The sequence below is a fragment of the Acidisoma silvae genome (genome assembly GCF_020618775.1).
GTDB classification, from domain to species: domain Bacteria; phylum Pseudomonadota; class Alphaproteobacteria; order Acetobacterales; family Acetobacteraceae; genus Acidisoma; species Acidisoma silvae.
This window is the reverse complement of sequence record NZ_JAESVB010000004.1, coordinates 218,163-239,542: the sequence shown is the minus strand read 5'-3', so window position 1 is coordinate 239,542 and position 21,380 is coordinate 218,163. Positions and strand designations below refer to the sequence as shown.

The following is a 21,380-nucleotide window of genomic DNA, read 5'->3' as shown; positions in this document are numbered from 1 at the left end:
ACCATGCCGCCAGACCCTTATCTCACCCTCACCGCTATCACCAAGGCTTTCACGCCGGGGCATCCTGTTCTCGACAATGTCACGGTCGCCTTCCGCCGCGGTGAAATCCACGCCATCCTGGGTGAGAACGGGGCTGGCAAAAGCACCCTGCTGAACATCCTGTTCGGCATGTATCAGCCCGATATGGGCGGCATTCTGCTGGAGGGCCGTGAAGTCATTCACCGCTCTCCGGCGGACGCCATCGCCAACCGTATCGGGATGGTGCACCAGCATTTCAAACTGGTGCCGACCTTCACGGTGGCTGAGAACCTGCGTCTGGCGGCCCCGCCCGCCATTCGCCCCAGCCTTGCCCGCAATGCCGATATTGCCCGGCTCGCGGATAGTTTTGGTCTTTCCATCGACCCGAAAGCCATCGTCTCCACCCTGCCCTTGTCCTTGCAGCAGCGCGTGGAAATTCTGAAGGCGCTCATCAACAAGGCCGAGCTGGTCCTGTTCGATGAGCCGACAACCATTCTGAACCCGGCCGAAATCGCTGCCTTCTACAAGGTTTTGAGGCAGATCGCGGCAGCCGGCCGGGCTGTCGTCGTCGTCACGCACCATCTCAACGAGGTTGTGGATCACGCGCAGCATGCCTCCGTCATCCGGCGCGGCAAGCTGATCAGCTCCGGCCCCGTCGCCGGCCGCGCGCGGGAGGATTTCGTCCGCGACATGGTGGGGCATGAGGTCGATCTCTCGGCCGCGCTGGACGGCACGGGCGAAGCGCCCGGCGCCGTGCGGCTCAGCCTTCAGAACGTCTCGGTGGCGGCCACGCCCTCCTCCTCCGGCCTGCGCGATACTTCCCTCACGCTGCGCGCCGGCGAAGTCGTCGGCATTGCCGGGGTCGAAGGCAATGGCCAGCGCGAATTGTTCGAACTCGTCGCCGGTGCGCTGACACCCGACAGCGGCACGGTCGAGGCCGGACGAAGCCATGCCGACGGCCGCCCCCGCGTTGGGCTGGTGCCGGAAGACCGCCATCAGGAAGGTCTCGTTCTCGACCTGCCGATCGCGGTCAATCTCCTGCTCAACAAGATCGACGAAGCGCCCTATGCGCGCGCCGGCCGCCTGAACCATGCCGCCATCACCGCCCGCGCCGAAGAAATGCGCGCGGCGTCCGACGTCCGCAGCCGCAATGTGCATGTCACGCCGCGCATTCTCTCCGGCGGCAACCAGCAGAAGATCGTGCTGGCGCGGGCCATGAACGAGGACGCCGATATCATCGCCGTCTATCAGCCGACGCGCGGCCTGGATGTGGCGGCCAGCGAGGAAATTCTGCGCCGCCTGCGCGATGCCGCCAATGGCGGCCGCGCCGTGCTGTTCATTTCCAGCAATCTCGACGAAATCATGCGCATCAGCGATCGCATCATCATTTTCTATGCCGGCCGCGCGGTCGGTGAAGTGAACGGCCGCGCTTCCCGCGAAGAGATCGGCGCACTCATGACCGGAGGCGCCGCGCATTGACCGCGACCATCACCGAAACCAAGACAGGCTGGCCGGATCGCATCAACGAGGCCGCGCGGAAACTGACCCAGGGCTATGCCCTGGTCGTCATCATCGCCTTCGCGGCCAGCCTCGCGGTGGGTCTGCTGATCCTGGCCGCCCTCGGCGTCTCTCCCTGGCAGGCTCTCTCCGTCATGATCAACGGGGCCTTCGGGTCGCGCATGGCGATTGGCGATACGCTGGTCTTCATGACGCCCCGGCTGATGACCGCGCTCGCCGCCCTCATCGCCATCCGCTGCGGTTTCTATAACCTCGGCGCGGAAGGCCAGTTGCAGCTCGGTGCCGTGGGTGCCGTTCTGCCGGCGACGATGCTGCCGCATTCCCTCGGCCTGCTGCTGCTGCCGATTTCTCTGATCTCCGGCGCCATCTTCGGCGCCCTCTGGGGCCTGATCCCGGCGGTGCTGAAACTATGGCGCGGCGCCAATGAAATCATCGTCACGCTGATGATGAATTTCATCGGCATCTATTTCGTCAAATATCTGGTGGAAGGGCCGCTGCAACCTGCCGGCTCCAACTTCAATATGTCCGCCAAGATCGCCAATGCCGCGCAGCTGCCGTTGCTGCTGCCGGGCACGCGCCTGCATCTGGGTGCCGTCATCGCCGTCGTGACCGCCGCCTTGCTGTGGTTTCTGCTCTATCACAGCACCTTCGGCATTCGTCTGCGCGCCGCCGGTCTCAGCCCGCGCGCCGCGCGCCTGCAAGGCATGCCCCTGTCCCGCCTGATCCTGTCCTCCATGCTTATCTCCGGGGCCATTGCCGGTGTCGGCGGCGCGATCGAAGTGCTGGGCGTGCAATACCGGCTGATCGAGGGTTTCAGCTCCGATTTCGGCTTCGACGGTCTGGCCGTCGCCCTGCTGGGCGGGCTGGAGCCGCTCGGCGCCGTCATCGTCGCGCTCTATTTCGGCGCCATCAACAGCGGCACGATCGCGCTGCAAAGCGTGCTGAGCATTCCCTCCGCCATGGCGATGATCATGAGCGGATTGCCGATCCTGTTCCTGGCCACCATTCAGGGCTTCCGGCTGGTGAAGGGCCGCAAGTAATGTCGTTCGATCCCATCACCATTTCGCTTCTTCTGGCCGCCGCCGTGCGGCTGAGCGCGCCGATGCTGCTCGCCTCCCTCGGCGAGCTGATCTCCGAACGCGCCGGCGTGCTCAATATCGGGCTGGAAGGCCTGATGCTGTTCGGCGCCTTCGGTTCCGTGCTGGGCTTGCAGGAAAGCAATGTGCCGATGATCGGCCTGCTGAGCGGCGCGCTGTGGGGCCTGGGCGCCGCCGCAATTCTGGCGCTGGCCGTCGCCCTGCTGCGCGCCGACCAGATCGTCATCGGCATCGGCTTCAATATCCTGGCCCTCGGCGCCACGTCCCTGCTGCGGCAGGAGGTGCTGAACCCGAGCTACAACGCGCCGTCGTTGCGCGCCATTTCCATCTATCGCATTCCGGTTCTGGATCATTGGCCGATCATCGGCCGCGCCTTCTTCATGCAAAGCCCGGTCTTCTACGGCGCCGTGCTGCTGGCCGTGGTGCTGGGCCTGATGCTGAAATACACCCGCCTCGGCCTTATCATCCGCGCCGTCGGCGAAGGTGCCGGGGCGGCGGATGCCGCCGGGGTTTCCGTCACCGCGCTCCGCTTCGGGGCCATGGCCTTCACCGGCCTCTGCGCCGGGCTTGGCGGCGGCTATCTGACGATCGTCGCCTCGGGCGGCGTCTTCGTCGATAATATGACCGGGGGACGCGGCTATCTGGCGGTTGCCGTCGTCATCTTCAGCCGCTGGCGCCCGCTTTGGATCCTGGCGGCCTCCATCCTCTTCGGCTGTGCGGATGCCCTGCAATACCAGGGTCAGGCCATCGGCCTGTCCATTCCGCCGCCGCTTCTGCTGATGTCGCCCTTCGTGCTGGCGCTGGTGGCCTGGGTGCTGATGGGCAAAGGCAAGACCGGCCCGGGTGAAATCGGTCTTCCGTTCTTGCGCGGCCAGAAATGAACGGCCTGTCGCTCGCAGACCTGCGCCTGTCCGATGGCGCGATGCCGCAGGTCTGGTCAGGCCACGCGGGCGGCTTCTGCCTGCTGCGGATTGCCACAGGCCAAGCGCGGCTCGACATGGACGGCAGCAGCGTCACCGTCAAAGCCGGTGACCTCGTTGCGGTGCGCATCGGCCGCCGGCTGACGATTGCCGACAGCGATGACCTGACAATCCAGGCCGCCGTCTTTCCACGCCAGGCCAGCGGCGCGCGCCTGGCCTCTCACCCCATGGCGGCGGCGCTGGTCGTGCTGCCGCCCCGCCAGGCCAGCACTGTCTTTCTGGCCGCGCTTCTGCGCGAGGCCGTGGAACGGGGCGACCGGCTGACGGACGCCGAGATGCGGCCGCTGGCACTGTCGCTGGTGGAGTTCCTGGCCGCGGCCATTGCCGCTCATGCCGTTGCCGGTCGTGTGCTCAACGGCTCTGCCGCCAAGAACGCCATCGCGCTCCGCGCCATGCAGGTGATCGAGCTGCATCTGTCCGACCCCGACCTGTCGCCGGCATTGGTCGCCCAATATGCCGGCATTTCGCTGCGCTATCTGCAGCAGCTTTTCGAGGCGACGGGGGAGAATGCCAATCACTTCATTCGCCGCCGCCGGCTGGAACGCTGCGGCGAGGATTTGCGCGATCCGCTTTACGCGGCGCAGTCCATCTCGGCGATCTGCTTCCGCTGGGGATTCAGCGATTCCGCTTATTTCAGCCGCATCTTCAAGGATGTCTTCGGCATATCGCCGTCCGGCTATCGCGGCTGCCCGCGCGTTCTGGCGGCCTGAAAGGCTGAGCCACCGCACGGCGTGCGGCGGCCCAGCCTTTGCCGCAAAACTCAGCGGGTGATGACGGCGGTGGTCGCGATTTCCACCAGAAATTCCGGCTTCACCATCTCGCCTTTCAGGCAGAAGCGCGCGGGCAGAAATTCCTTGAAGTATTCGACATAGACCGCGTTCATGGCGTGATAGTCGTCCATGCTGCGCAGGAAGATCTGGTTGAAGGTGACATCGGCCATGGTGCCGCCGGCCAGTTCGATCACTTCCTTGATGCTGTCCAGCACGCGGCGCGTCTGCGCGGTGATGTCGCCAAGGCCGACCAGGCTGCCGTCATAGGGGTCCAGCGATAGCATGCCCGCGACATAGACATGGTTGCCGGCCTTCACGCCCCAGTTCAGATGCAGCGTGCCATTGGCGGTCTTTCCCGGCAGCCAGCCCGGCGGATTGATGGCTTCGTTCATAGCGATGTCCCTTTTCCGTGCCACGACCCTGTATCGCCGTGACAATGGCCGCCATTCTACGCGCGCCCCCGCGCGCGGGCATGGACAAATGCGCACAAAATGGGTGATGGAGCCCGGCTGCCCTCTCCCCTTGGTCTGCGCGCCCGGCTGGCGCTATCCTGCACAGAGAGAAGACCAAGGATTGCGGGATGAAAGCTCCGATCATCGTGCCGGCCGATATTTTGGCCGCGCGCGTGCAGCAGAAACTGACGGAAGCCGGGGCGGATGCCGCGTCCTCTGCCCATACCGTGCGCGCGCTCATGCACGCATCCCTGCACGGGGTCGACAGCCACGGCGTGCGGCTGGTCGGGTATTATTATGGGCCGCTGCGCTCGGGGGAGATCAACGGCCGCCCGCAGATCAAAATACGCAAGACCGCCGCCGCCACCGCCATGCTGGACGGCGATAACGGGCTTGGCCATCACACTAGCTACGAGGCGATGAAGCTCGCGGTCGACCTGGCGCGCGACAGCGGCATCGGCGCGGTGGGGGCCACCGGCTCGTCCCATTTCGGTGCCGCCGGCGCCTATGCCCTGGCCGCCGCCGAGGCCGGCATGATCGGCCTGGCGACGACCAATGCGGAAAGCCTAGTGACGCTGTTTGGCGGGCGGGACGCCTTTCACGGCACCAATCCGCTGGCGGTGGCCGCCCCGGTGCCGGACGAAAAGCCCTGGCTGATGGACATGGCGACCTCCTCCATCCCCTTCAATCGCGTGCTGCTCTACCGCTCGCTGGGGCATCCGCTGCCCGAAGCCATCGCCGTCGATGGCGATGGCAACCCGGTGCGGGATCCGGCCGAGGCCACCACGCTCATGCCCATGGGCGGTGCCGATTACGGGTTTAAGGGCGCGGCCCTGGCCGGGCTCGCGACCCTGCTGTCCGCCGTCCTGACGGGCGCGACTTTGGACCATGATCTGGCCTCGCTCGGCGCCTCAACCCCGGCGAAGCCCGCCAATCTCGGCCATTTCTTCATCGCCATCGACCCGGCGCGCTTCGCTGGCGTCACGGAGATGGCGCTGGGCATGCGCCGCTATCTGGATGCGCTGCGCGCGTCGCCCCAGCGCGACGGCGCGCCGCCTGCGATGGCCCCGGGCGACCGTGAATGGCAGGTGGTGGAACAGCGCCTGCGCGACGGCGTGCCGGTGGACCCGGATACCGCGCAGGTGCTGGGTTTTTGACCCGTATCGGGCGCCGCTGCGGCAGCGCCCGATACATTATATGGCTAGACGCCTTGGGCCGCGCCGCCCTACACGCGGGCGGCGTCACACCGTCGAAGAAAGAGGCAGCGTCTTGTCCGGCCGGCACTCGTCTCCCCATTGCTCGGCACCGGCGCTTGCCGCCCTGTTTCGCGTAACGCTCTGATGTCCCGCGACAAAAACGGCATAGACCTCGGCCCGCGACGCCATCCTGGCCAGGCGGCCATCCGCATAGCGCTGCGGGCCGGGTTCGGCTTTCTGCGTCTGATCGGACCTGTCCACGCCTCTAATCTCGCAGGCGCCGTTACCGCCGCCATCGGCCCCTTTATCGGCGCGTCGAAGGTCGCGGACCGTAATCTGACCCGCGCCTTGCCCGATCTCACGGCCGCAGAGCGCAAGCGCATCATCAGCGCTGTCTGGCGCAATCTCGGCCGCAATGTCGGCGAATTGCCGCATCTGGCCGCGCTGAAGCGCACGGCCAGCGGTCCCGGCTGGGAATTCGTCGGCGAAGGCAATCTGCCGCCGGGCCAGGCCATCTTTTTCTCTGCCCATATCGGCAATTGGGAAATGATCCTGCCGATTGCCGCCCAGATGGGCCTCGCCGTCTCGGGGGCCTATCGCCGGGCATCCAACCCGGCGATGGAAGAGGCAATCCAGGCGCTGCGCAGCACGGCCCATGGCGCTGATGTCACCATGTTCGCCAAGGGCGCGGCCGGCGCCCGCGCGGCGCTATCGCATCTGGCGCAGGGCGGCTCGCTCGGCCTGCTCATCGACCAGAAGATGAATGACGGGATTGCCGCCCCCTTCTTCGGCCAGATGGCCATGACGGCCACCGCCCCGGCGCAATTCGCGCTCCGCTTCAATCTGCCGCTGGTGCCGGTCCGGGTGGAGCGGATCGGCCCGGCGCGGCTGCGCATGATCTGCGAGCCGGCATTGGACATTCCGCGCACCGGCGACCGAACCGCAGATATCGCTGCCATGACCGCCGCGCTCAACCTGACCGTGGAAGGCTGGGTACGCGCCCAGCCCGGTACCTGGCTTTGGCTGCATCGGCGCTGGCCGAAACAGCAGAGAGCGGCCGGAGAAGCGAGTTAGCCGGTTAATTTCATACCCAGTTGCAGTGAAACTCAGACCTAGTGCTGCATTGCGAAAGTTGCATGCCGGGCGTTTTCTCAAAATTGTCTTGCCGATACTGCCCGAACGGTCTAGATAGCCGCCCATCGATCTTTACTGACGAACTTTGTTCCTGCGCTACCTGCGCCGCTGACGATCTTCCTCTTTCAAAATCGACCATGAACGGTCCGTCATGGCTAACCGCCCGGGCCAAATTTTTTACGATACGATTGAAAGGAAAATCGTCATGACCGTTGGAACCGTTAAGTTCTTCAACACCACCAAGGGCTTCGGCTTCATTCAGCCCGACAACGGCGGCCCGGACGTGTTCGTCCACATCTCCGCCGTCGAGCGTTCGGGTATGCGCACCATCAACGAAGGCCAGAAGCTCAGCTTCGACGCCGTGAAGAATGATCGCAACGGCAAGATCGCCGCTGAGAACCTTCAGGCAGCCTAAAGCGAACAGCGTTTCGGGTTGGTGACCACGGACGTACTGGCACCAACCCACGAAACGCTAAAAAGAAGGTCGGGCTTGCCCGGCCTTTTTTGATTCTGGGCTAAGATTGTCGCCCTCGTCCGGCAAATGAACAGCCCCATCGTGCTCGAAACGATTCGTTTCCGCCCGGTAACAGCCCGTCACAATAACGCACTATGCGCCTGACGAAATTCGGCGAAATTTCAGATGTGTTTTTTATACAGCCCGGCTAACAGAAACTAGCCGGGCGGGTTAGTCCGCTTGCGTGATGAGCGAACTAGATATGACCAAATTCCTTAATGCGGAGCATTGTCTGACGCGCGGCACCCTGTCGGTCCCGCGCGCATCATGACGAGCCTGCGCGCGGCCGTCCTTCCCCGGCAGACCGGCCTCGCCGAGCCCGCCCCGGGCTGGCGTCCGCTGCTGCCCGCCCTGGTTCTCCTTTTCGCCTCCGTCCTCGCCATATTGCTGCTCGTCGCCCAGCCGGAGCGCGGGCAGACACAGGTCGCGATCGTTCTTCCGCCTTGGGAAGGCGCGATGCAGGCGGCTGCCATCGTCGGCCGCGCGGGCGGGCGGCTGGTCGATTCCGGCGGTCTGCCCGACGTATTCATCGTTGCCTCCGACCGTCCCGATTTCATCGCGGCACTCTACCGCGCCGGCGCCTGGTTGGTGATCAATCCCATCGCCGCGCACGGCTGCCTCTCCACGCCACACAACCAGGGCTTCTGACATGGTCGAGATCCTCGCGCTCCGCAGCCGTTTCGGGCAGCTGATGGCCCTGCTGCTCTGGGGCCATGTGCCGCTGATCGTCATCGTGTCCTGGGGGCTGGGCCAGTCGGTTCTTGTGCCGACGCTCTTCGCCGTCATCCTGGCCGCCACCTACCATGTCAGCTGGAAGATCAACGGAATCGGGCCGGCCACGCGCTATATCTCCGCCGTCGCTTTGGTGGGGGAACCGGCGCTGCTGGTTTATCTGCTGCGCGGCAATCCGTGGCAGATCGACATGCATATGTATTTCTTCGCATGTCTGGCGCTGCTGATCGCCTGGTGCGATTGGCGCGCCATCCTGCTCGCCTCAGTCGCGATCGGGCTGCACCATCTGGCGCTCGACCTGCTGCTACCGGCCGCTGTCTTTCCCAATGGCGGTGATATCGCCCGCGTCGTTTTCCACGCGGCGGTGGTCCTGCTGGAAGGCAGCGTGCTGATGTGGATCAGCAACCGGCTGGTGGAAAGCTTCACCCGAGTCGAGCAGATGAGCGCGGAAATTCAGCGCCATAATGAGACGCTGGAGGAAACGGTCGCCGAACGCACCAAGGACGCGCAGGCCGCCAGCGTCGCCAAATCCCTGTTCCTGGCCAATATGAGCCATGAAATCCGCACGCCGATGAACGCCATTCTGGGGTTCAGCCATCTGGCGCTGCGCACGGAAATGACGCCCAAGCAGCGGGACTACCTGGTCAAGATCAAATCGGCCACGACCAGCCTGCTGGACCTGATCAACGATATCCTCGACTTCTCGAAGATCGAGGCCGGCAAACTGGTGCTGGAACGGACCAGCTTTCAGCTGCGCCATTCGCTGGATTCGGTGCGCCAGATGCTGGCGCTGCGGGCGGTCGAGAAGAATGTCGCGCTGGAATTCAATATCAGCGCCGATACGCCCGATACGGTGGTGGGTGATCCGCTGCGCCTTAACCAGATCGTCACCAATCTCGTCAGCAATGCCATCAAATTCACCGATGCCGGCCATGTGCAGTTCTCGGCTCGCGTTATCCGGAAGCAGGGCGACGATCTGCTGATGGAATTTTCGGTGCGGGACAGCGGCATCGGCATGACGCCGTCGCAGGTAGACCAGTTGTTCAAGGCCTTCACCCAAGCCGATACCTCCATGACCCGCCGTTTCGGCGGCACGGGCTTGGGCCTCTCCATCAGCCGCCAACTGGTGGAGCTGATGGGCGGCACGCTGACCGTGCAGAGCGAACAGGGCATCGGCAGCCAGTTTTCCTTCACCGCGCAGCTGGCGGTTTCCAGCCAGTCCTCGGTTCCCTCGCCCGCCTCCATCGCCTATCTGCGCCACCTGCGCGTGCTGATCGCCGACGACAATGCCGGCTCGCGCCAGATCCTGTCGGAAACCCTCAGCCCCTGGTTCGGCCAGCTCGATCTGGCCGCGTCCGGGCATGAGGCGCTGGCGCTGCTGCGCACCGCCAACCGCACCGGCAAGCCCTTCGACCTCGTTCTGGTCGACTGGCGGATGCCGGGCCTGGACGGCATCGAGACCATCAACCAGATGCGCGACGACCCGAGCATCCCGAAGATGCCGACCATCATGATGGTAACGGCCTATAGCCGCGAGGAAGCCATCAGCGCCGCCGGCGCCGCCGGCATCGCGGCGTTCCTGGTCAAGCCGCTCGACACCGACGTTCTGATGGAGACGCTGTCCGCTCTTTTCGGCACCGAAGAGGTGCAGCCTGCCTTGGCACCCGAACAAACGGTGATGATCGCCGCACCCTATCGCGGTGCGGTGCTCCTGCTGGTGGAAGACAATGAAATCAACCGTGAACTGGCCTTCGAGATTCTGACGGATGCCGGGCTGGTGGTGGAAACGGCGGAGAACGGCCGCATCGCCTGCGAGATGATCGAGGCCGAGCCCAGCCGCTACGACGCCGTTCTGATGGATGTGCAGATGCCGGAAATGGACGGCATCGAAGCCACCAAGCGCATCCGCCAGTCGCTCTCGGCCACCGATCTGCCGATCATCGCCATGACCGCCCATGCCTATGAGCAGGAACGGCAGAACTGCCTGGATGCCGGCATGAACGACCATTCCAGCAAGCCGATTGAGCCGCCGCTGCTGCTGGAGAAATTGTCGCGCTGGCTCAAGCCCGACCGCGACCGGACCGTGCGCCCGGCGCCGGCCCCGGTCGAGACGGTGGCGCCCGCCCCCGCTGTCCCGGCCGCCGACGAAAACCTGCCGGCAACGCTGCCGCCCTTCGATCTGCCGACGGCGCTGGCCCGGCTCAACGGACGGCGCAAATTGCTGCGCAAGCTGATCATCGATTTCGGCTATAAATTCGCCGATGCCGTGCCGACGCTGCATCACCAGATCGATGACCAGGAATGGGACGAAGCCCGGCGCAGCGCCCATACGCTGAAAGGTACGGCCGGTGCGCTGGAAATCCGCGAAGTCGCGGAAAGCGCGCGACAGGTGGAAGACGCCCTGGCACGCCGGGTGCTGGATGACCTGCCCCGCCTGATGCAGCGCCTGGACGAGACCATGAAACCGGCCTTGACCGCCGCGCAAAGCCTGCGCGGACAATCCCCCGTCGCACCATTGGCCCCCGCCCTGCTGCGCGCCGGCACGTTGGACTATTCCGCCGTCACGTCGGAACTGGCTGAGCTGCACCAGTTGCTACAGCGCCGCAGCCTGAAGGCGCGCAAGATGTTCGAGGCGCTGGAGGCCAAGCTCGGCAATACCCCGGAAGGCCTGCGGCTTGATCCCATCCGGCAGGCACTGGCATCTCTCGATTACCCGAAGGCGCTGAGCTACCTTGAGGAACTGACGACACCTGCCAATGTGGCTGAGGACATCCTGCCATGAACAAGCGCCCGGTCATCCTGGTCGTCGACGACGAAGTTTCGAATATCGAAATCCTCAGCGCCGCGCTGGAAGACGATTACGATATCTGCTTCGCGACCTCGGCCGAGGAAGTCTACGACCTGCTGCGCAACGTCATGCCGGATCTGGTTTTGCTGGACGTGCTGATGCCCGGCACCAATGGGTACGAGGTCTGCAAGCATATCAAGGCGGATTCGCTGCTCGCCGATATTCCCATCATCTTCACCACCGCCCTGGGGCATGAGGGTGCGGAGCTGGAAGGCCTGTCGCTGGGGGCCATAGACTATATCGCCAAGCCGATTTCGCCGGCCATCGTGCAGGCGCGGGTGCGCAATCATCTTGAGCTGAAGCGCATGCGCGACCAGCTGGCGACGCTCGCCGTGACCGACGCGCTGACCGGGCTCGGCAATCGCCGTCAGCTTGAGCAGAGTCTGGCGCGGGAAACCGCGCGCCTGTCGGTCGGCGGCGGCAATCTGTCGGTCATCATTCTCGACATCGATTTCTTCAAGCGCTTCAACGATCTTTACGGCCATATGATCGGTGACCGCTGCATCGTGCAGGTCGCCGCCACGCTGCATCGTGCGGCGCGCCGCGCGGCGGATGTGACGGTACGCTACGGCGGTGAGGAATTCGCCTGCGTGCTGCCCGATATCGGCTATCAGGAAGCGATGGAAATCGCGGAGACGATCAGCATGCGGGTTTCCGCCCTGGGCATTCCGCATGACGCCTCGGATACCGCGCCCTTCGTGACCGTCAGCCTGGGCGTTGCGACCGCATCCTGCACGATGGATATTCCCCCGGGCGCCTGGATCAACGCGGCCGACCGGCAATTGTATCTGGCCAAGAATGCAGGGCGCAATCGCGTCATCGGGCGGGAATTCAGCCATGCCGAACTGCGCGAATATGTCGTGATGCTGTAAGGGAAGGCGCGGCGGCTACACCAGCCGCGCAATCGCCGCGAATCCCGTCACCGCGCCGAGTTCGACAACCGCCATGGACAGAACGGCGGGGGTGATGCCGATACGGTCCGTCAGCACCGCGAAGACGAAGGGCGAGATGGCGCCGGCCACCAGCCGCACGGACATGATCTTGCCCTGGCGCGCGCCATAGCCCTCCGCCCCGAACAGCGCCAGCGGCAGCGTTCCGGCAACGATGCTGTTCAGCCCGCTGCCGATGCCGAACAGCAAGGTGAACAGCATGGCACCGGCGAAGGATGGCGCCGTCAGGCACAGCACGACCAGCGCCACCGGAAACATCGCGGCCGAGGCCGTCGCCAGGGTCAACTGGGGCATGTCCTTGTTGAAGACGATATTGATGATGCGGCTGGCGACCTGAGCCGGCCCGAACAGCGCGCTAACAAAGACGGCCGCCGGCCCCAGCGCGAGGGCCTTCAGCATGGGCAGCATATGGACCTGGATTGCCGCGCCGACGAAGCTCTGGAAGGAGAAGGCAATTGCCATCAGCACAAAGCCGCGGTCCCGCGCCTCCGGCGGCAGCGTTCCCGGCATCGAGACCCGAATGACAGCCGGCTGGTGCGCCACCGTCTCCGGCATTCCGGGCCGCCGGCAGAACCAGAGATGCACCGGCAGACACAGGCACAGATGCAGGGCCGCGAAAATGAAATAGACCTGTCGCCAGGTCATCAGATGCTCCAGCCCGCTCGTCAGCGGCCAGAACACGGTCGAGGAAAAGCCGCCGATCAGGGTCAGATAGACGATGCTGGCGCGCGCCTTGGCCGGGTGGCGTTGCACCAGCAAGGGAAAAGCCGCGCCATATTGCACGAGGGTCGAGGCGACGCCGGAGGCGATCAAGGAAGGGACAAAAAACAGACCGGTCGGCGCCAAGGCGCAGGCTGCCAGAGAGGCCGCTGCCGCGACCGAGCCGATGCTCATGACACGGCCGGCGCCGGCGCGGTCTATCCAGCGGCCGACGAAGGGTGACGCCAGGCCCCCGGCCAGGAAGGCCGCCGACAGCGCACCGAAAATCCAGTCGCGCGACCAGTGGAAATCCCGCGCCATGGCGGGCGCCAGAATGCTGAAGCTGTAATACAACGTGCCATAGGCCAGCAGCTGGGACAGGCCCAGCATGGCGATATCGAGCCAGTCGCGGCGGCCCTGCCGTCCAGTCGCAGCCAGCATCCGACTCTCAAGACGTTATCCTTGTCTCCTCGGTAGGCGCAGTCGCGCAGCGCCGCCAGCCCTTAAATCGCCGGACTTTGCGGCTGGTGATGCACCCTGCGCATGAGTGCATGGGCCGCGACAATCGCCGCCGCAAAACCGGACGCGGCACCGACACCCAGCGCCCAGCGTGGCCCGCAATGGTCGGCCACCCAGCCGACGACCGGTGCGCCGACCAGCGTGCCGCCCAGCGCAATGCCGACGCGCAAGGCCATCACCCGGCCGCGCATCGCGGGTTCGGTCGACAGCTGCATCAGGCTGTTCGTCGTATTGGTCAGTGTCAGCGCCGCGACACCAATGACAACTAGGCAGGCTGCGAAAAACCAAACGCCGGGCGACAGTGCGGCCGCCAGGCAGCCGATGCCGAAAAACGCCGATCCGACGAGGAGCGACCGGAAGCGGGCTGTCTCCCGGCTGGCATTGAACAAAGCACCGCTGATGGTGCCGATGGCCATGGCGGAGGTTAGCCAGCCAAAACCATTGGCGCCGGTATGAAAGACCCGCACGGCCATGGTGGCGATATAGATTGTGAAATTCAGGCCGAAGGTGCCGATCAGCGCGAGCAGCAGCAGGATGGCGCGCAGGTCCGGCCGCGCCCAGGCATAGCGCAGCCCCTCGACAAAGCTTCCACGCCCGCGCCGCGCCCGCGCTTGCAGGTGCAACGCGCCGACGCGGATCAGCTTGAGCGACATCAGCACGGCGACGAAGGACAGTCCGTTGATCAGGAAAGCCCAGCCGGTGCCGACGGAGGCGATGACAAGTCCGGCCAGGCCCGGTCCGATCATGCGCGCCGCATTGAAGGAGGTGGAATTGAGCGAGACCGCATTTGACAGGTCACGCTCTCCCACCAGTTCACCCACGAAGGTCTGCCGCACCGGCGCGTCGAAGGCGGCGGCGGAGCCGAAGAGGAAGGCAAAGACGTCCACCTGCCAGAGACGGACATGACCGGTGACGGTCAGCAGGCCGAGTGCCAGCGCCAGCAGACCCATCGCCGCCTGCGTGGCCATCAGCAGCCGGCGCTTGTCGAAGCGGTCGGCGGCCGAACCCGTCCAGGGCAGCCACAGAAGCTGCGGGCCGAATTGCAGCGCCATGACGACGCCGACGGCCGAGGCATTGTGATGCGTGAGTTGCGTCAGCACCAGCCAGGCCTGCGCCGTGCGCTGCATCCAGGTGCCGATATTGGAGACAAGCGCACCCGCCGCCCAAATCCGGTAATTATGGACCCGCAGAGAACGGAAGGTGCCGCCGCGCGCCGCGCTCACGCGCGCTCTGGCCTGTTGCCGCCATGGAATCGGCCGAAATGCCGGGCGGCAAAAAGCGACAGCGCCAAAATACCCAGAGCCAGCGCCAGCACATCAGAGGTGTCACGGAGATTGAAGTTTCCCACGCGGCAGATGAGAAGATAGCCCGCGACGAGATTGGCGAAACCCCAAAGAATATTAACGGTGGAGGAGGAAAGCCCCTCCCCGCGCGGCTTGGCGAAGGGCGACTGAAAGGGCCGTCCCATCAGCCCGGCGACGCCATGCGGCACGGCATTGGCCAGAAAGACGCCGCCAAAGAAATAGGCCAGAACATGAGGTTCGAGCATGATCAAACGTTCCTGGTGTTCAGCAGGTCGATGATCGCCTGCGTGGTTGCTGTCTCGCCCAGGCGCGGAAAGACATGGGTCAGGCAATAGTCATGCGCTTCCGCCCGCCGATCCGTCATGGCGTCTATCGCCAGCGTGACATGGAAACCCTGTTCGTACGCCTGTCGGGCCGTGGCCTCCACACCGCCACCGGTCGCGATGCCAAGAATGACGACCTGCGTCACGCCAAGCGCCGTCAGCCGCGCATCCAGGTTGGTCGTCGCGAAAGCCCCCCAGCTGCGCTTCGTCACCACGATATCGCCGGGGCGCTGGCCGAGTTCGGGCACGAAATCGGTCCATCCCTCCGGCCATATCTGTGCCGGGCGTGGACGCTCCGTCCGCCCCGGCGCGCTGCCGTCGACATTAACCAGCACAACCGGCAGGTCTTTTGCGCGAAAGGCATCGGCCAGAAGGCGCGCATTGGCCAGGATTCCCGCAATCGGGTGCAGCAGCGGCAGTTCCACGATGCCCTTCTGCAAATCGACGATGATGAGGGCCGTCTGCTTATCCAGTGTGGTGACGGGCATAGGCCGCCTCCTTCTCTATCTGTGATCAGTCATCGACCAGCCGCTTAAGGAGATCGACGGCGATGCCGAGGGTTTTCTGCTCACCCGGTGAGAGCCGCGCGGCGATGGTGCGGGTCAGCCAGTCCTGCCGGGCGGCGCGGCCGTCCCGCAGCAGGGCAAGGCATTGATCGGAGAGCGACAGGATGGTCTGCCGCCCGTCATGCGGGTCCGGCCTGCCCTCCACCAGCCCCGCCGCCTCCAGCGGCGCGATGGCCGCACCCATGGATTGCGGGCGCATCCCCTCCGCGCGCGCCAGGGCCGAAACCGTGGTCGGCCCGTCTTTCTCCAGCCGCAGCACGACCGCGACCTGCGAGGGCGTGAGGTCGCCGCTGCCCGCTTGATCGCGCAGGCGGCGCTTCAGCTTGCTGGCAATGGCGCGCAGCTCGCTGGCGAGGATGGCGGCCAGATCGGGCTGGCTATCGGCTTCAGGCATGCTCATGCCTGCCGTTAGAGCAGTACGAAGGTAAACTTCCAAGTTAATCTTTGTAGATAGGCTTCACAGTTAAATTCTAAGATGCCGGTGAGAAGACCTTGCCGGGAAAGGCGCTGTCGAGCAGATCGAGAAACGCGCGAACCTTGGCGCCGATCAGCCTGCGCGAGCTTTGCAGGGCCCAAATTTCGACGGGCGGCCCGGCATGGACGCCCCAAAGCGCAAGACGGCCGGCGGCAATATCCTTGGCCACCAGCAGTTTCGGCAGCAAAGCGGCGCCGGCGCCGGCTAGAACCGCCTCCCGCACCATGAGTAAAGACGAGAGCCGCAGCACCGGCTCGGGGCGCATGGCAAGCGCCCCGCCCGCGTCGGCCGCGATGCGCCAGACCTGGCCCGGCGTGCTGGCCGAAAGCAGCACGGCCCGCACCGCAGCTCCATCATCCTGCGGCATGACCTGGCCCAAGGGCGCCACGATCAGCCGCTCGTCATGCAGGAAACAGCGGCCGACCAGGGTTTCATCCGGCGCTGGATCTATGCGAATGATAAGGTCATAGCCGTCCTCCACCGGATCGACCTGACGATCCTCCGCCGTGATCTCCAACTGCACGTCCGGATAGGCCAGGGCAAAACGGGCGGCGATGGCGCCAAGCGCGACATGGGCGAAGACCACCGGCGCGCTGACCCGGAGGCGGCCACGCGGGGTCGCCGCACCCAGCACCACGGCCTCCCCCGCTTCGGCGATCTCAGCCAGCAGACCCTCCGTCCGGTCATGCAGGCTGCGGCCCTCATCGGTCAGGCGCAGGCTGTGCGACCCGCGCTCGATCAGCCTGACCCCCAGGCTCTGCTCCAGTTCGGCCACGCGCCGCGACAGCGTGGCCTTGGATCGGCCGGACAGCCGGCTGGCACGCCCGAATCCGCCGTGGGACGCCACCAGATTGAAATCGGTCAGAGCATCGAGATTCATTACGGTGTTCCGATTTTGAGACGTTCCGTCTCTATTTTGCCGCCTTCTATCGAAAATCGGAACAGCTAATTGTCTACCCAGCGAGCAGCTTTGCCCGCATTCGGAGGAGCAACCCAATGACCATTCTTGTTACCGGCAGCACCGGCACGATCGGCGCCCAGGTCCTGGCCAATCTGCAATCGTCAGGCAGCGAGGTGCGGGCGCTGACCCGGTCGCCCGATAGCGCGATACTGCCCAAAGGGGCCAAGGCCGTTCGCGGCGATCTCGCCGATGTCGACAGCCTGCGTGCGGCTATGGCGGGCGTCAGCACGCTATTCCTGCTGGCCCCTAATGTCCCCGACGAGCTGACCCAGGCTATGCTGGCCCTGACGGTCGCCAAAGATTCCGGTGTCACCGGCATCGTCTATCTGTCGGTGATGCGGGGCGAGGCCTATGCCGACGTGCCGCATTTCGCCGGCAAGTTCACCGTGGAACGGATGATCGCGGCGCTGGACCTGCCGGCGACCATTCTGCGCCCGGCCTATTTCATCCAGAACGACCTGCGTCAGAAGGACGCGCTGCTGCAGGCCGGCGTCTATGGCTCGCCCATCGGCAGCCTTGGCGTCTCCATGGTCGATATCCGCGATATCGGCGAGGCCGCAGCCATCGAACTGGTGCGGCGCGACCGATCCCCTGCGCCGCTCGGCCGCGAAATCTACGAACTCGCCGGTCCGGATGCTTTGACGGGCGAAGGCATCGCCGCGATCTGGACCGGCCTGCTGGGGCGCGCCGTGCGCTATGCCGGCGACGATCTGGGGGCGATGGAACAGCGGATGCGTGGCATGCTGCCTGCCTGGCACGCCTTGGACATGCGCCTGATGTTCGCGCGCTACCAGTCGGACGGGGCAGTGGCGACAGCACAGGATATAGCGCGGCTGACCGCCCTGCTGGGCCACGCCCCGCGCTCCTACAAAGGCTTCGCCGCCGATGCGGCGCTCCATTGGGCCAAGGGCTGACCGTCTGGCCGGGCGGTTGGCCTCTTCGTCGGCGCCGTCACGGCGTCGACGAAGGCGCGCAAGGCTGGCGCCATGTGCCTTTGCTGCGGATAGCATAGATAAAACCCTTCGAAGGGGGCGGACCATTCTTCCAGCAGCGGCACCAGCCGACCGTCCGCGATCAGCGCCGCCGCGTCGGAATCCTTGACGAAGGCGATGCCGACGCCGCTGGCCGCCGCCTGCACCGCGAAGGCGCGGCTATTGACGATCAGAGGCCCGTCCACCGCGACCGAAAACCAGCGGTCATTCTCGCAGAATTCCCAGTCGTAGATCGTGGTCTTGCCCGGCCAGCGCCAATTGATGCAGCGGTGATGCAGCAGATCGGCCGGGCTCTCGGGCCGGCCCTTTTCCGCGATATAGGCCGGCGAGGCCACGGCGATCTGGCGGATGGCCTCGCCCAGCTTCACCGCCACCATGTCACGCTCGATCACCTCGCCCACCCGGATGCCGGCATCGAAACCGGCGGCGACCAGATCGATGACGGCATCGTCCAGCGTGATATCCAGCACAATGTCCGGGAAGTCCCGTTGAAACCGGGCCAGCATGGGCAGCAGGAAGATATCCGCCGCGATGCGGAAGGCATGGATTTTGACGATGCCCGCCGGGCTGCCGTCGGTATGGCGGGCACGGCCGAAGGCCGCGGCCAGCGCCGCGATCGCCGGCCTCGCCTCCTGCAACAACACCGTGCCGGCCTCTGTCAGCGAGACGCTGCGCGTGGTGCGGTTGAGCAGCCGCGCGCCCACGCGATCCTCCAACCCCCGAATGGTCTGGCTCAGCGCCGAGGATGACACGCCCAAAGTTTCGGCCGCGCGGGCGAAGCTCAGGGTCTCGGCCACCGCCGTAAAGGCGCGCAAGGCACCGTAATCTGCCGGCAGAACCATGGGCCGCTTCCATTCATAAGTTCAGCTAAGCAACCCGTGTAGCAGATCACCGATTATCCCGTCTCGCGGCAGGATTATCTCCCATCCAGTTCTTCAAGGAGATGGGTAATGACGACATGGCTTATCACCGGCATCGGCCGGGGCCTGGGCAAAGCGCTGGCAGAGGCCGCACTGGCCCGTGGCGATACCGTCATCGGCACGGTGCGCGAAGGCCAGCCGGATATCGCCACCGGCGCGGGCAAGCTTCACGTCCTGCCGCTGGAAATCACCGACGGGGCATCGGTGACGGAGACGGTCTCCCGCGCCTTCGCGCTGCTCGGCCGTATCGACGTCATCGTCAACAACGCGGGCTACGGCTTGCTGGGCGCGGTTGAGGAAGCGACAGACGCGGAAGTGGCGCGGCTGTTTGCCGTCAATGTCTTCGGCCCTTTCCAGCTGATCCGCGCGGCGCTGCCGCATCTGCGGGCGCAGGGAGCCGGCCACATCATCAACGTCACCTCCATCGCCGGGCGCGCGCCGATGGCCTCCTCCGGCCTCTATGCCGGCGCGAAATTCGCGGTGGAGGGTCTGTCGGCCGCCCTGGCGCAGGAAGTCGCGCCCTTCGGCATCACCGTCACCGCCGTGGCCCCCGGCGCCTTCCGCACGGATTTCCTGTCCGACCATTCCATCCGCCGCAGCGGCGCGGGCCTGGGCGAGACCTATGCCGAGACCGTGGGCAAGGCGCTGGCCTATATGGACGGCATGGCCGGGCAGCAGATCGGTGACCCGGACCGTGCCGCCAAGGCGCTGCTGACGCTGGCGGATAGTGCCACGCCACCGCTGAACCTGCTGCTGGGGTCGGACGCGCTGCGCCGCGCGCGGGCGAAGCTGGCGGCGGTCACCGCCGAAATCGACGCCTGGGAAGCGGTGACGCTCAGCACCGACTATCCTCAGGCTTGACAGCACAAAACCGGCGGCCGCGTCTCTGCGGTCGCCGGTTCCGTGGCAGAGCCAGTCAGGCGACTTGCGTCAGGCGGCGATCTTCATCGGCACGCCGAACAGGGCTTCGGCGCGAGCCATGAGTCGATGCTGCGTCAGAGGCTTCACCTGACGTGCCGATTGCGCACGCGGCAGATCCATTTCCTCGATCGGCGCATCACCATACAGCGCTTCGTGTTCCGCCCAGTTGTCGAAGGCCATGCGGCTGACATTGTCCACGAAGGTCTCGGCCGGGACGCCTTCGGCCAGGATGAGTTCATGGCTGGACAGTTCGATATGGTAATAGGTGAAGGTCTCCGGCACGTCGTATTCGCGGGTGATGGAGAGGTCGTTCACCAGAGCGCCCGCCTGCACCAGCACACCGTCGATCAGCAGCGCATGATCGGGCGAAACCAGCAGGTCGCGCAGCGGCAGATTGTCACCGAGCGCACCCGCGCGGATGCGGATGGGCAGAACGTTCAGCGGGTCGCGGCCTTTGGCGGAATTGGTGCTGATGCCAATCCAGCGAATCTCTTCCACCTTGCCGCTGGATGTTACCACCAGATCGCCGATCTCGAAGGTTTCGATGGCCTGCTCGCCGTCCAACGTGCGGATCATGGTGCCGTCGAGGAAGCAGAGGATCGAGTCACCGGTAACGTCCGCGCCAACGGTGATGCCGCCGGCATTGGCCGAGAAGACCAGTGACCCGGTATCGGGATTTCCCGAACCCGGATTGATCGAGGTTGTTCCGACATGGAGCGTGCTGGGAGCGGCAAGCGTGCCCACCGTGAAGCTTGCAATCTCACCGGTGCCATCCGCGCCACCGCCGTACAGCGTCACAGTCTGCTGGCCGAGCACCGACGCGCTGACGGTGTAGCTGGTGACCGGCGTGGTGAGGCCTTCGAATTCAATCTTGTCACTGGCATTGACGAAACCCGTGATGGATTGTGCCGTCAGAATAGCGATGCCACCACCGGAACCGTTGACGATGAAAGTACCGCCCGTGGTTGTGCCGCCGGTATTCTCGAAATTCACACTCACGCCCGTCAGCAGAGACAGGCCGGTCGCGCCGACATCGAATGTGCCGCCATTGCCGATATTGGCCGTGACAGTGCCAAGGGCGGTCACGAGGCCGCTGTTTTTGACATCACCGCCGTCGATATCGAAGACATTCCCCAATGCGCCGACGACGGAACTGAAATCGAGTTCACCACCGACATGGAAGGTATTAGCCAAACCGATCGTGAAAGTCACCGTGTCCACAACGGTCGGAACGATCGCAAAGGTGGAGAGTGCCGCGAGAAGGCCCGATATATTCTCGGATGTCGTGATGACGTTGGTTGTCGGGATGGGATAGACATTGTCTTCCCAGCTGCCGGTAATGGTTACGTTGGTGAATGTGACGAGAGATAGAGGCGGAAAGTAAGGCAGACCAACCGCATAGGTCACACCATTAGCATTACTGTAACTCATCCCAGCTCTCCATGCGAAATCGGCGATTAAGAAACGGATGTCTGACGCAGCACGTGGGTG

21 protein-coding genes are annotated in these 21,380 nt (G+C 64.9%); 12 read left to right on the top strand and 9 right to left on the bottom strand.

Features of this window, described 5'->3' with window-relative positions:
- Window positions 1–3: 3 nt before the first annotated feature.
- From ASILVAE211_RS11740 to ASILVAE211_RS11725, 4 genes are read left to right on the top strand one after another with little or no spacing between them, the layout of a single operon-like run.
- Window positions 4–1,497 carry an ABC transporter ATP-binding protein gene (locus ASILVAE211_RS11740; RefSeq protein WP_227321495.1) on the top strand — a complete coding sequence of 498 codons (1,494 nt, stop codon included), beginning with the start codon at window positions 4–6 and terminating at the stop codon, window positions 1,495–1,497.
- Window positions 1,494–2,576, top strand: a complete 1,083-nt coding sequence (locus ASILVAE211_RS11735) for an ABC transporter permease (RefSeq protein ID WP_227321494.1) — start codon at window positions 1,494–1,496, stop codon at window positions 2,574–2,576. Before ASILVAE211_RS11740 ends, ASILVAE211_RS11735 begins: the two co-directional genes overlap by 4 nt.
- Window positions 2,576–3,514 carry an ABC transporter permease gene (locus ASILVAE211_RS11730; RefSeq protein WP_227321493.1) on the top strand — a complete coding sequence of 313 codons (939 nt, stop codon included), beginning with the start codon at window positions 2,576–2,578 and terminating at the stop codon, window positions 3,512–3,514. The genes ASILVAE211_RS11735 and ASILVAE211_RS11730 overlap by 1 nt, the downstream gene beginning before the upstream one ends.
- On the top strand, window positions 3,511–4,323 hold the full coding sequence (locus tag ASILVAE211_RS11725; RefSeq protein WP_227321492.1) for a helix-turn-helix domain-containing protein: 813 nt from the start codon (window positions 3,511–3,513) through the stop codon (window positions 4,321–4,323). The genes ASILVAE211_RS11730 and ASILVAE211_RS11725 overlap by 4 nt, the downstream gene beginning before the upstream one ends.
- A 50-nt stretch (window positions 4,324–4,373) precedes the next feature.
- Here the strand turns inward: ASILVAE211_RS11725 and ASILVAE211_RS11720 are convergent, their stop codons facing one another.
- The gene (locus tag ASILVAE211_RS11720) at window positions 4,374–4,775 is read right to left on the bottom strand and encodes a Rid family hydrolase (RefSeq protein WP_227321491.1); all 402 of its coding nucleotides are present in this window, start codon (window positions 4,773–4,775) and stop codon (window positions 4,374–4,376) included.
- 188 nt (window positions 4,776–4,963) lie between these two features.
- On the opposite strand from ASILVAE211_RS11720, the gene ASILVAE211_RS11715 reads away from it, so the two are divergent.
- From ASILVAE211_RS11715 to ASILVAE211_RS11690, 6 genes are all read left to right on the top strand, one after another.
- Entirely contained in the window at window positions 4,964–5,992 is a 1,029-nt protein-coding gene (locus ASILVAE211_RS11715; protein WP_227321490.1) for an Ldh family oxidoreductase, read from the top strand.
- Between the two features lie 183 nt (window positions 5,993–6,175).
- Window positions 6,176–7,105 (top strand): lysophospholipid acyltransferase family protein, encoded by a 930-nt coding sequence (locus ASILVAE211_RS11710; RefSeq protein ID WP_227321489.1) that lies wholly within the window; start codon window positions 6,176–6,178, stop codon window positions 7,103–7,105.
- Window positions 7,106–7,370: 265 nt separating this feature from the next.
- Window positions 7,371–7,580 (top strand): cold-shock protein, encoded by a 210-nt coding sequence (locus ASILVAE211_RS11705; protein ID WP_227321488.1) that lies wholly within the window; start codon window positions 7,371–7,373, stop codon window positions 7,578–7,580.
- 327 nt (window positions 7,581–7,907) lie between these two features.
- On the top strand, window positions 7,908–8,327 hold the full coding sequence (locus ASILVAE211_RS11700; protein ID WP_227321487.1) for a hypothetical protein: 420 nt from the start codon (window positions 7,908–7,910) through the stop codon (window positions 8,325–8,327).
- Window position 8,328: 1 nt separating this feature from the next.
- Window positions 8,329–11,193, top strand: coding sequence for a response regulator (locus ASILVAE211_RS11695; RefSeq protein ID WP_227321486.1), 2,865 nt, complete (start codon window positions 8,329–8,331; stop codon window positions 11,191–11,193).
- Window positions 11,190–12,131: a diguanylate cyclase gene (locus ASILVAE211_RS11690; protein WP_227321485.1), complete on the top strand. Its 942-nt coding sequence runs from the start codon at window positions 11,190–11,192 to the stop codon at window positions 12,129–12,131. The genes ASILVAE211_RS11695 and ASILVAE211_RS11690 overlap by 4 nt, the downstream gene beginning before the upstream one ends.
- A 15-nt stretch (window positions 12,132–12,146) precedes the next feature.
- On the opposite strand, the gene arsK is transcribed toward ASILVAE211_RS11690, so the two are convergent.
- The 6 genes from arsK to ASILVAE211_RS11660 all read right to left on the bottom strand — a co-directional run bounded on the left by arsK (window position 12,147) and on the right by ASILVAE211_RS11660 (window position 16,975).
- Window positions 12,147–13,349, bottom strand: a complete 1,203-nt coding sequence (arsK, locus tag ASILVAE211_RS11685; protein WP_227321484.1) for an arsenite efflux MFS transporter ArsK — start codon at window positions 13,347–13,349, stop codon at window positions 12,147–12,149.
- 62 nt (window positions 13,350–13,411) lie between these two features.
- Entirely contained in the window at window positions 13,412–14,650 is a 1,239-nt protein-coding gene (locus ASILVAE211_RS11680; protein ID WP_227321483.1) for an MFS transporter, read from the bottom strand.
- A complete protein-coding gene (locus ASILVAE211_RS11675; RefSeq protein WP_227321482.1) occupies window positions 14,647–14,976 on the bottom strand; it encodes a hypothetical protein in 330 nt (109 codons plus the stop codon). The genes ASILVAE211_RS11680 and ASILVAE211_RS11675 overlap by 4 nt, the downstream gene beginning before the upstream one ends.
- 2 nt (window positions 14,977–14,978) lie before the next feature.
- Window positions 14,979–15,542, bottom strand: a complete 564-nt coding sequence (locus ASILVAE211_RS11670; RefSeq protein WP_227321481.1) for an isochorismatase family protein — start codon at window positions 15,540–15,542, stop codon at window positions 14,979–14,981.
- Between the two features lie 25 nt (window positions 15,543–15,567).
- On the bottom strand, window positions 15,568–16,014 hold the full coding sequence (locus tag ASILVAE211_RS11665) for a MarR family winged helix-turn-helix transcriptional regulator (protein WP_227321480.1): 447 nt from the start codon (window positions 16,012–16,014) through the stop codon (window positions 15,568–15,570).
- Between the two features lie 76 nt (window positions 16,015–16,090).
- Window positions 16,091–16,975 (bottom strand): LysR family transcriptional regulator, encoded by an 885-nt coding sequence (locus tag ASILVAE211_RS11660; protein WP_227321479.1) that lies wholly within the window; start codon window positions 16,973–16,975, stop codon window positions 16,091–16,093.
- 116 nt (window positions 16,976–17,091) lie between these two features.
- Between ASILVAE211_RS11660 and ASILVAE211_RS11655 the strand changes: the two genes are divergently transcribed.
- Window positions 17,092–17,970, top strand: coding sequence for an NmrA/HSCARG family protein (locus ASILVAE211_RS11655; RefSeq protein ID WP_227321478.1), 879 nt, complete (start codon window positions 17,092–17,094; stop codon window positions 17,968–17,970).
- Here ASILVAE211_RS11655 and ASILVAE211_RS11650 read toward each other — a convergent pair.
- Complete coding sequence (locus ASILVAE211_RS11650) at window positions 17,922–18,890, bottom strand: LysR family transcriptional regulator (protein ID WP_227321477.1); 969 nt, start codon at window positions 18,888–18,890, stop codon at window positions 17,922–17,924. The genes ASILVAE211_RS11655 and ASILVAE211_RS11650 overlap by 49 nt on opposite strands.
- A 108-nt stretch (window positions 18,891–18,998) precedes the next feature.
- Between ASILVAE211_RS11650 and ASILVAE211_RS11645 the strand changes: the two genes are divergently transcribed.
- Entirely contained in the window at window positions 18,999–19,829 is an 831-nt protein-coding gene (locus ASILVAE211_RS11645) for an oxidoreductase (protein WP_227321476.1), read from the top strand.
- Between the two features lie 69 nt (window positions 19,830–19,898).
- Here ASILVAE211_RS11645 and ASILVAE211_RS11640 read toward each other — a convergent pair whose 3' ends face one another.
- Window positions 19,899–21,320: a Hint domain-containing protein gene (locus tag ASILVAE211_RS11640; protein WP_227321475.1), complete on the bottom strand. Its 1,422-nt coding sequence runs from the start codon at window positions 21,318–21,320 to the stop codon at window positions 19,899–19,901.
- Between the last annotated feature and the right edge of the window lie 60 nt (window positions 21,321–21,380).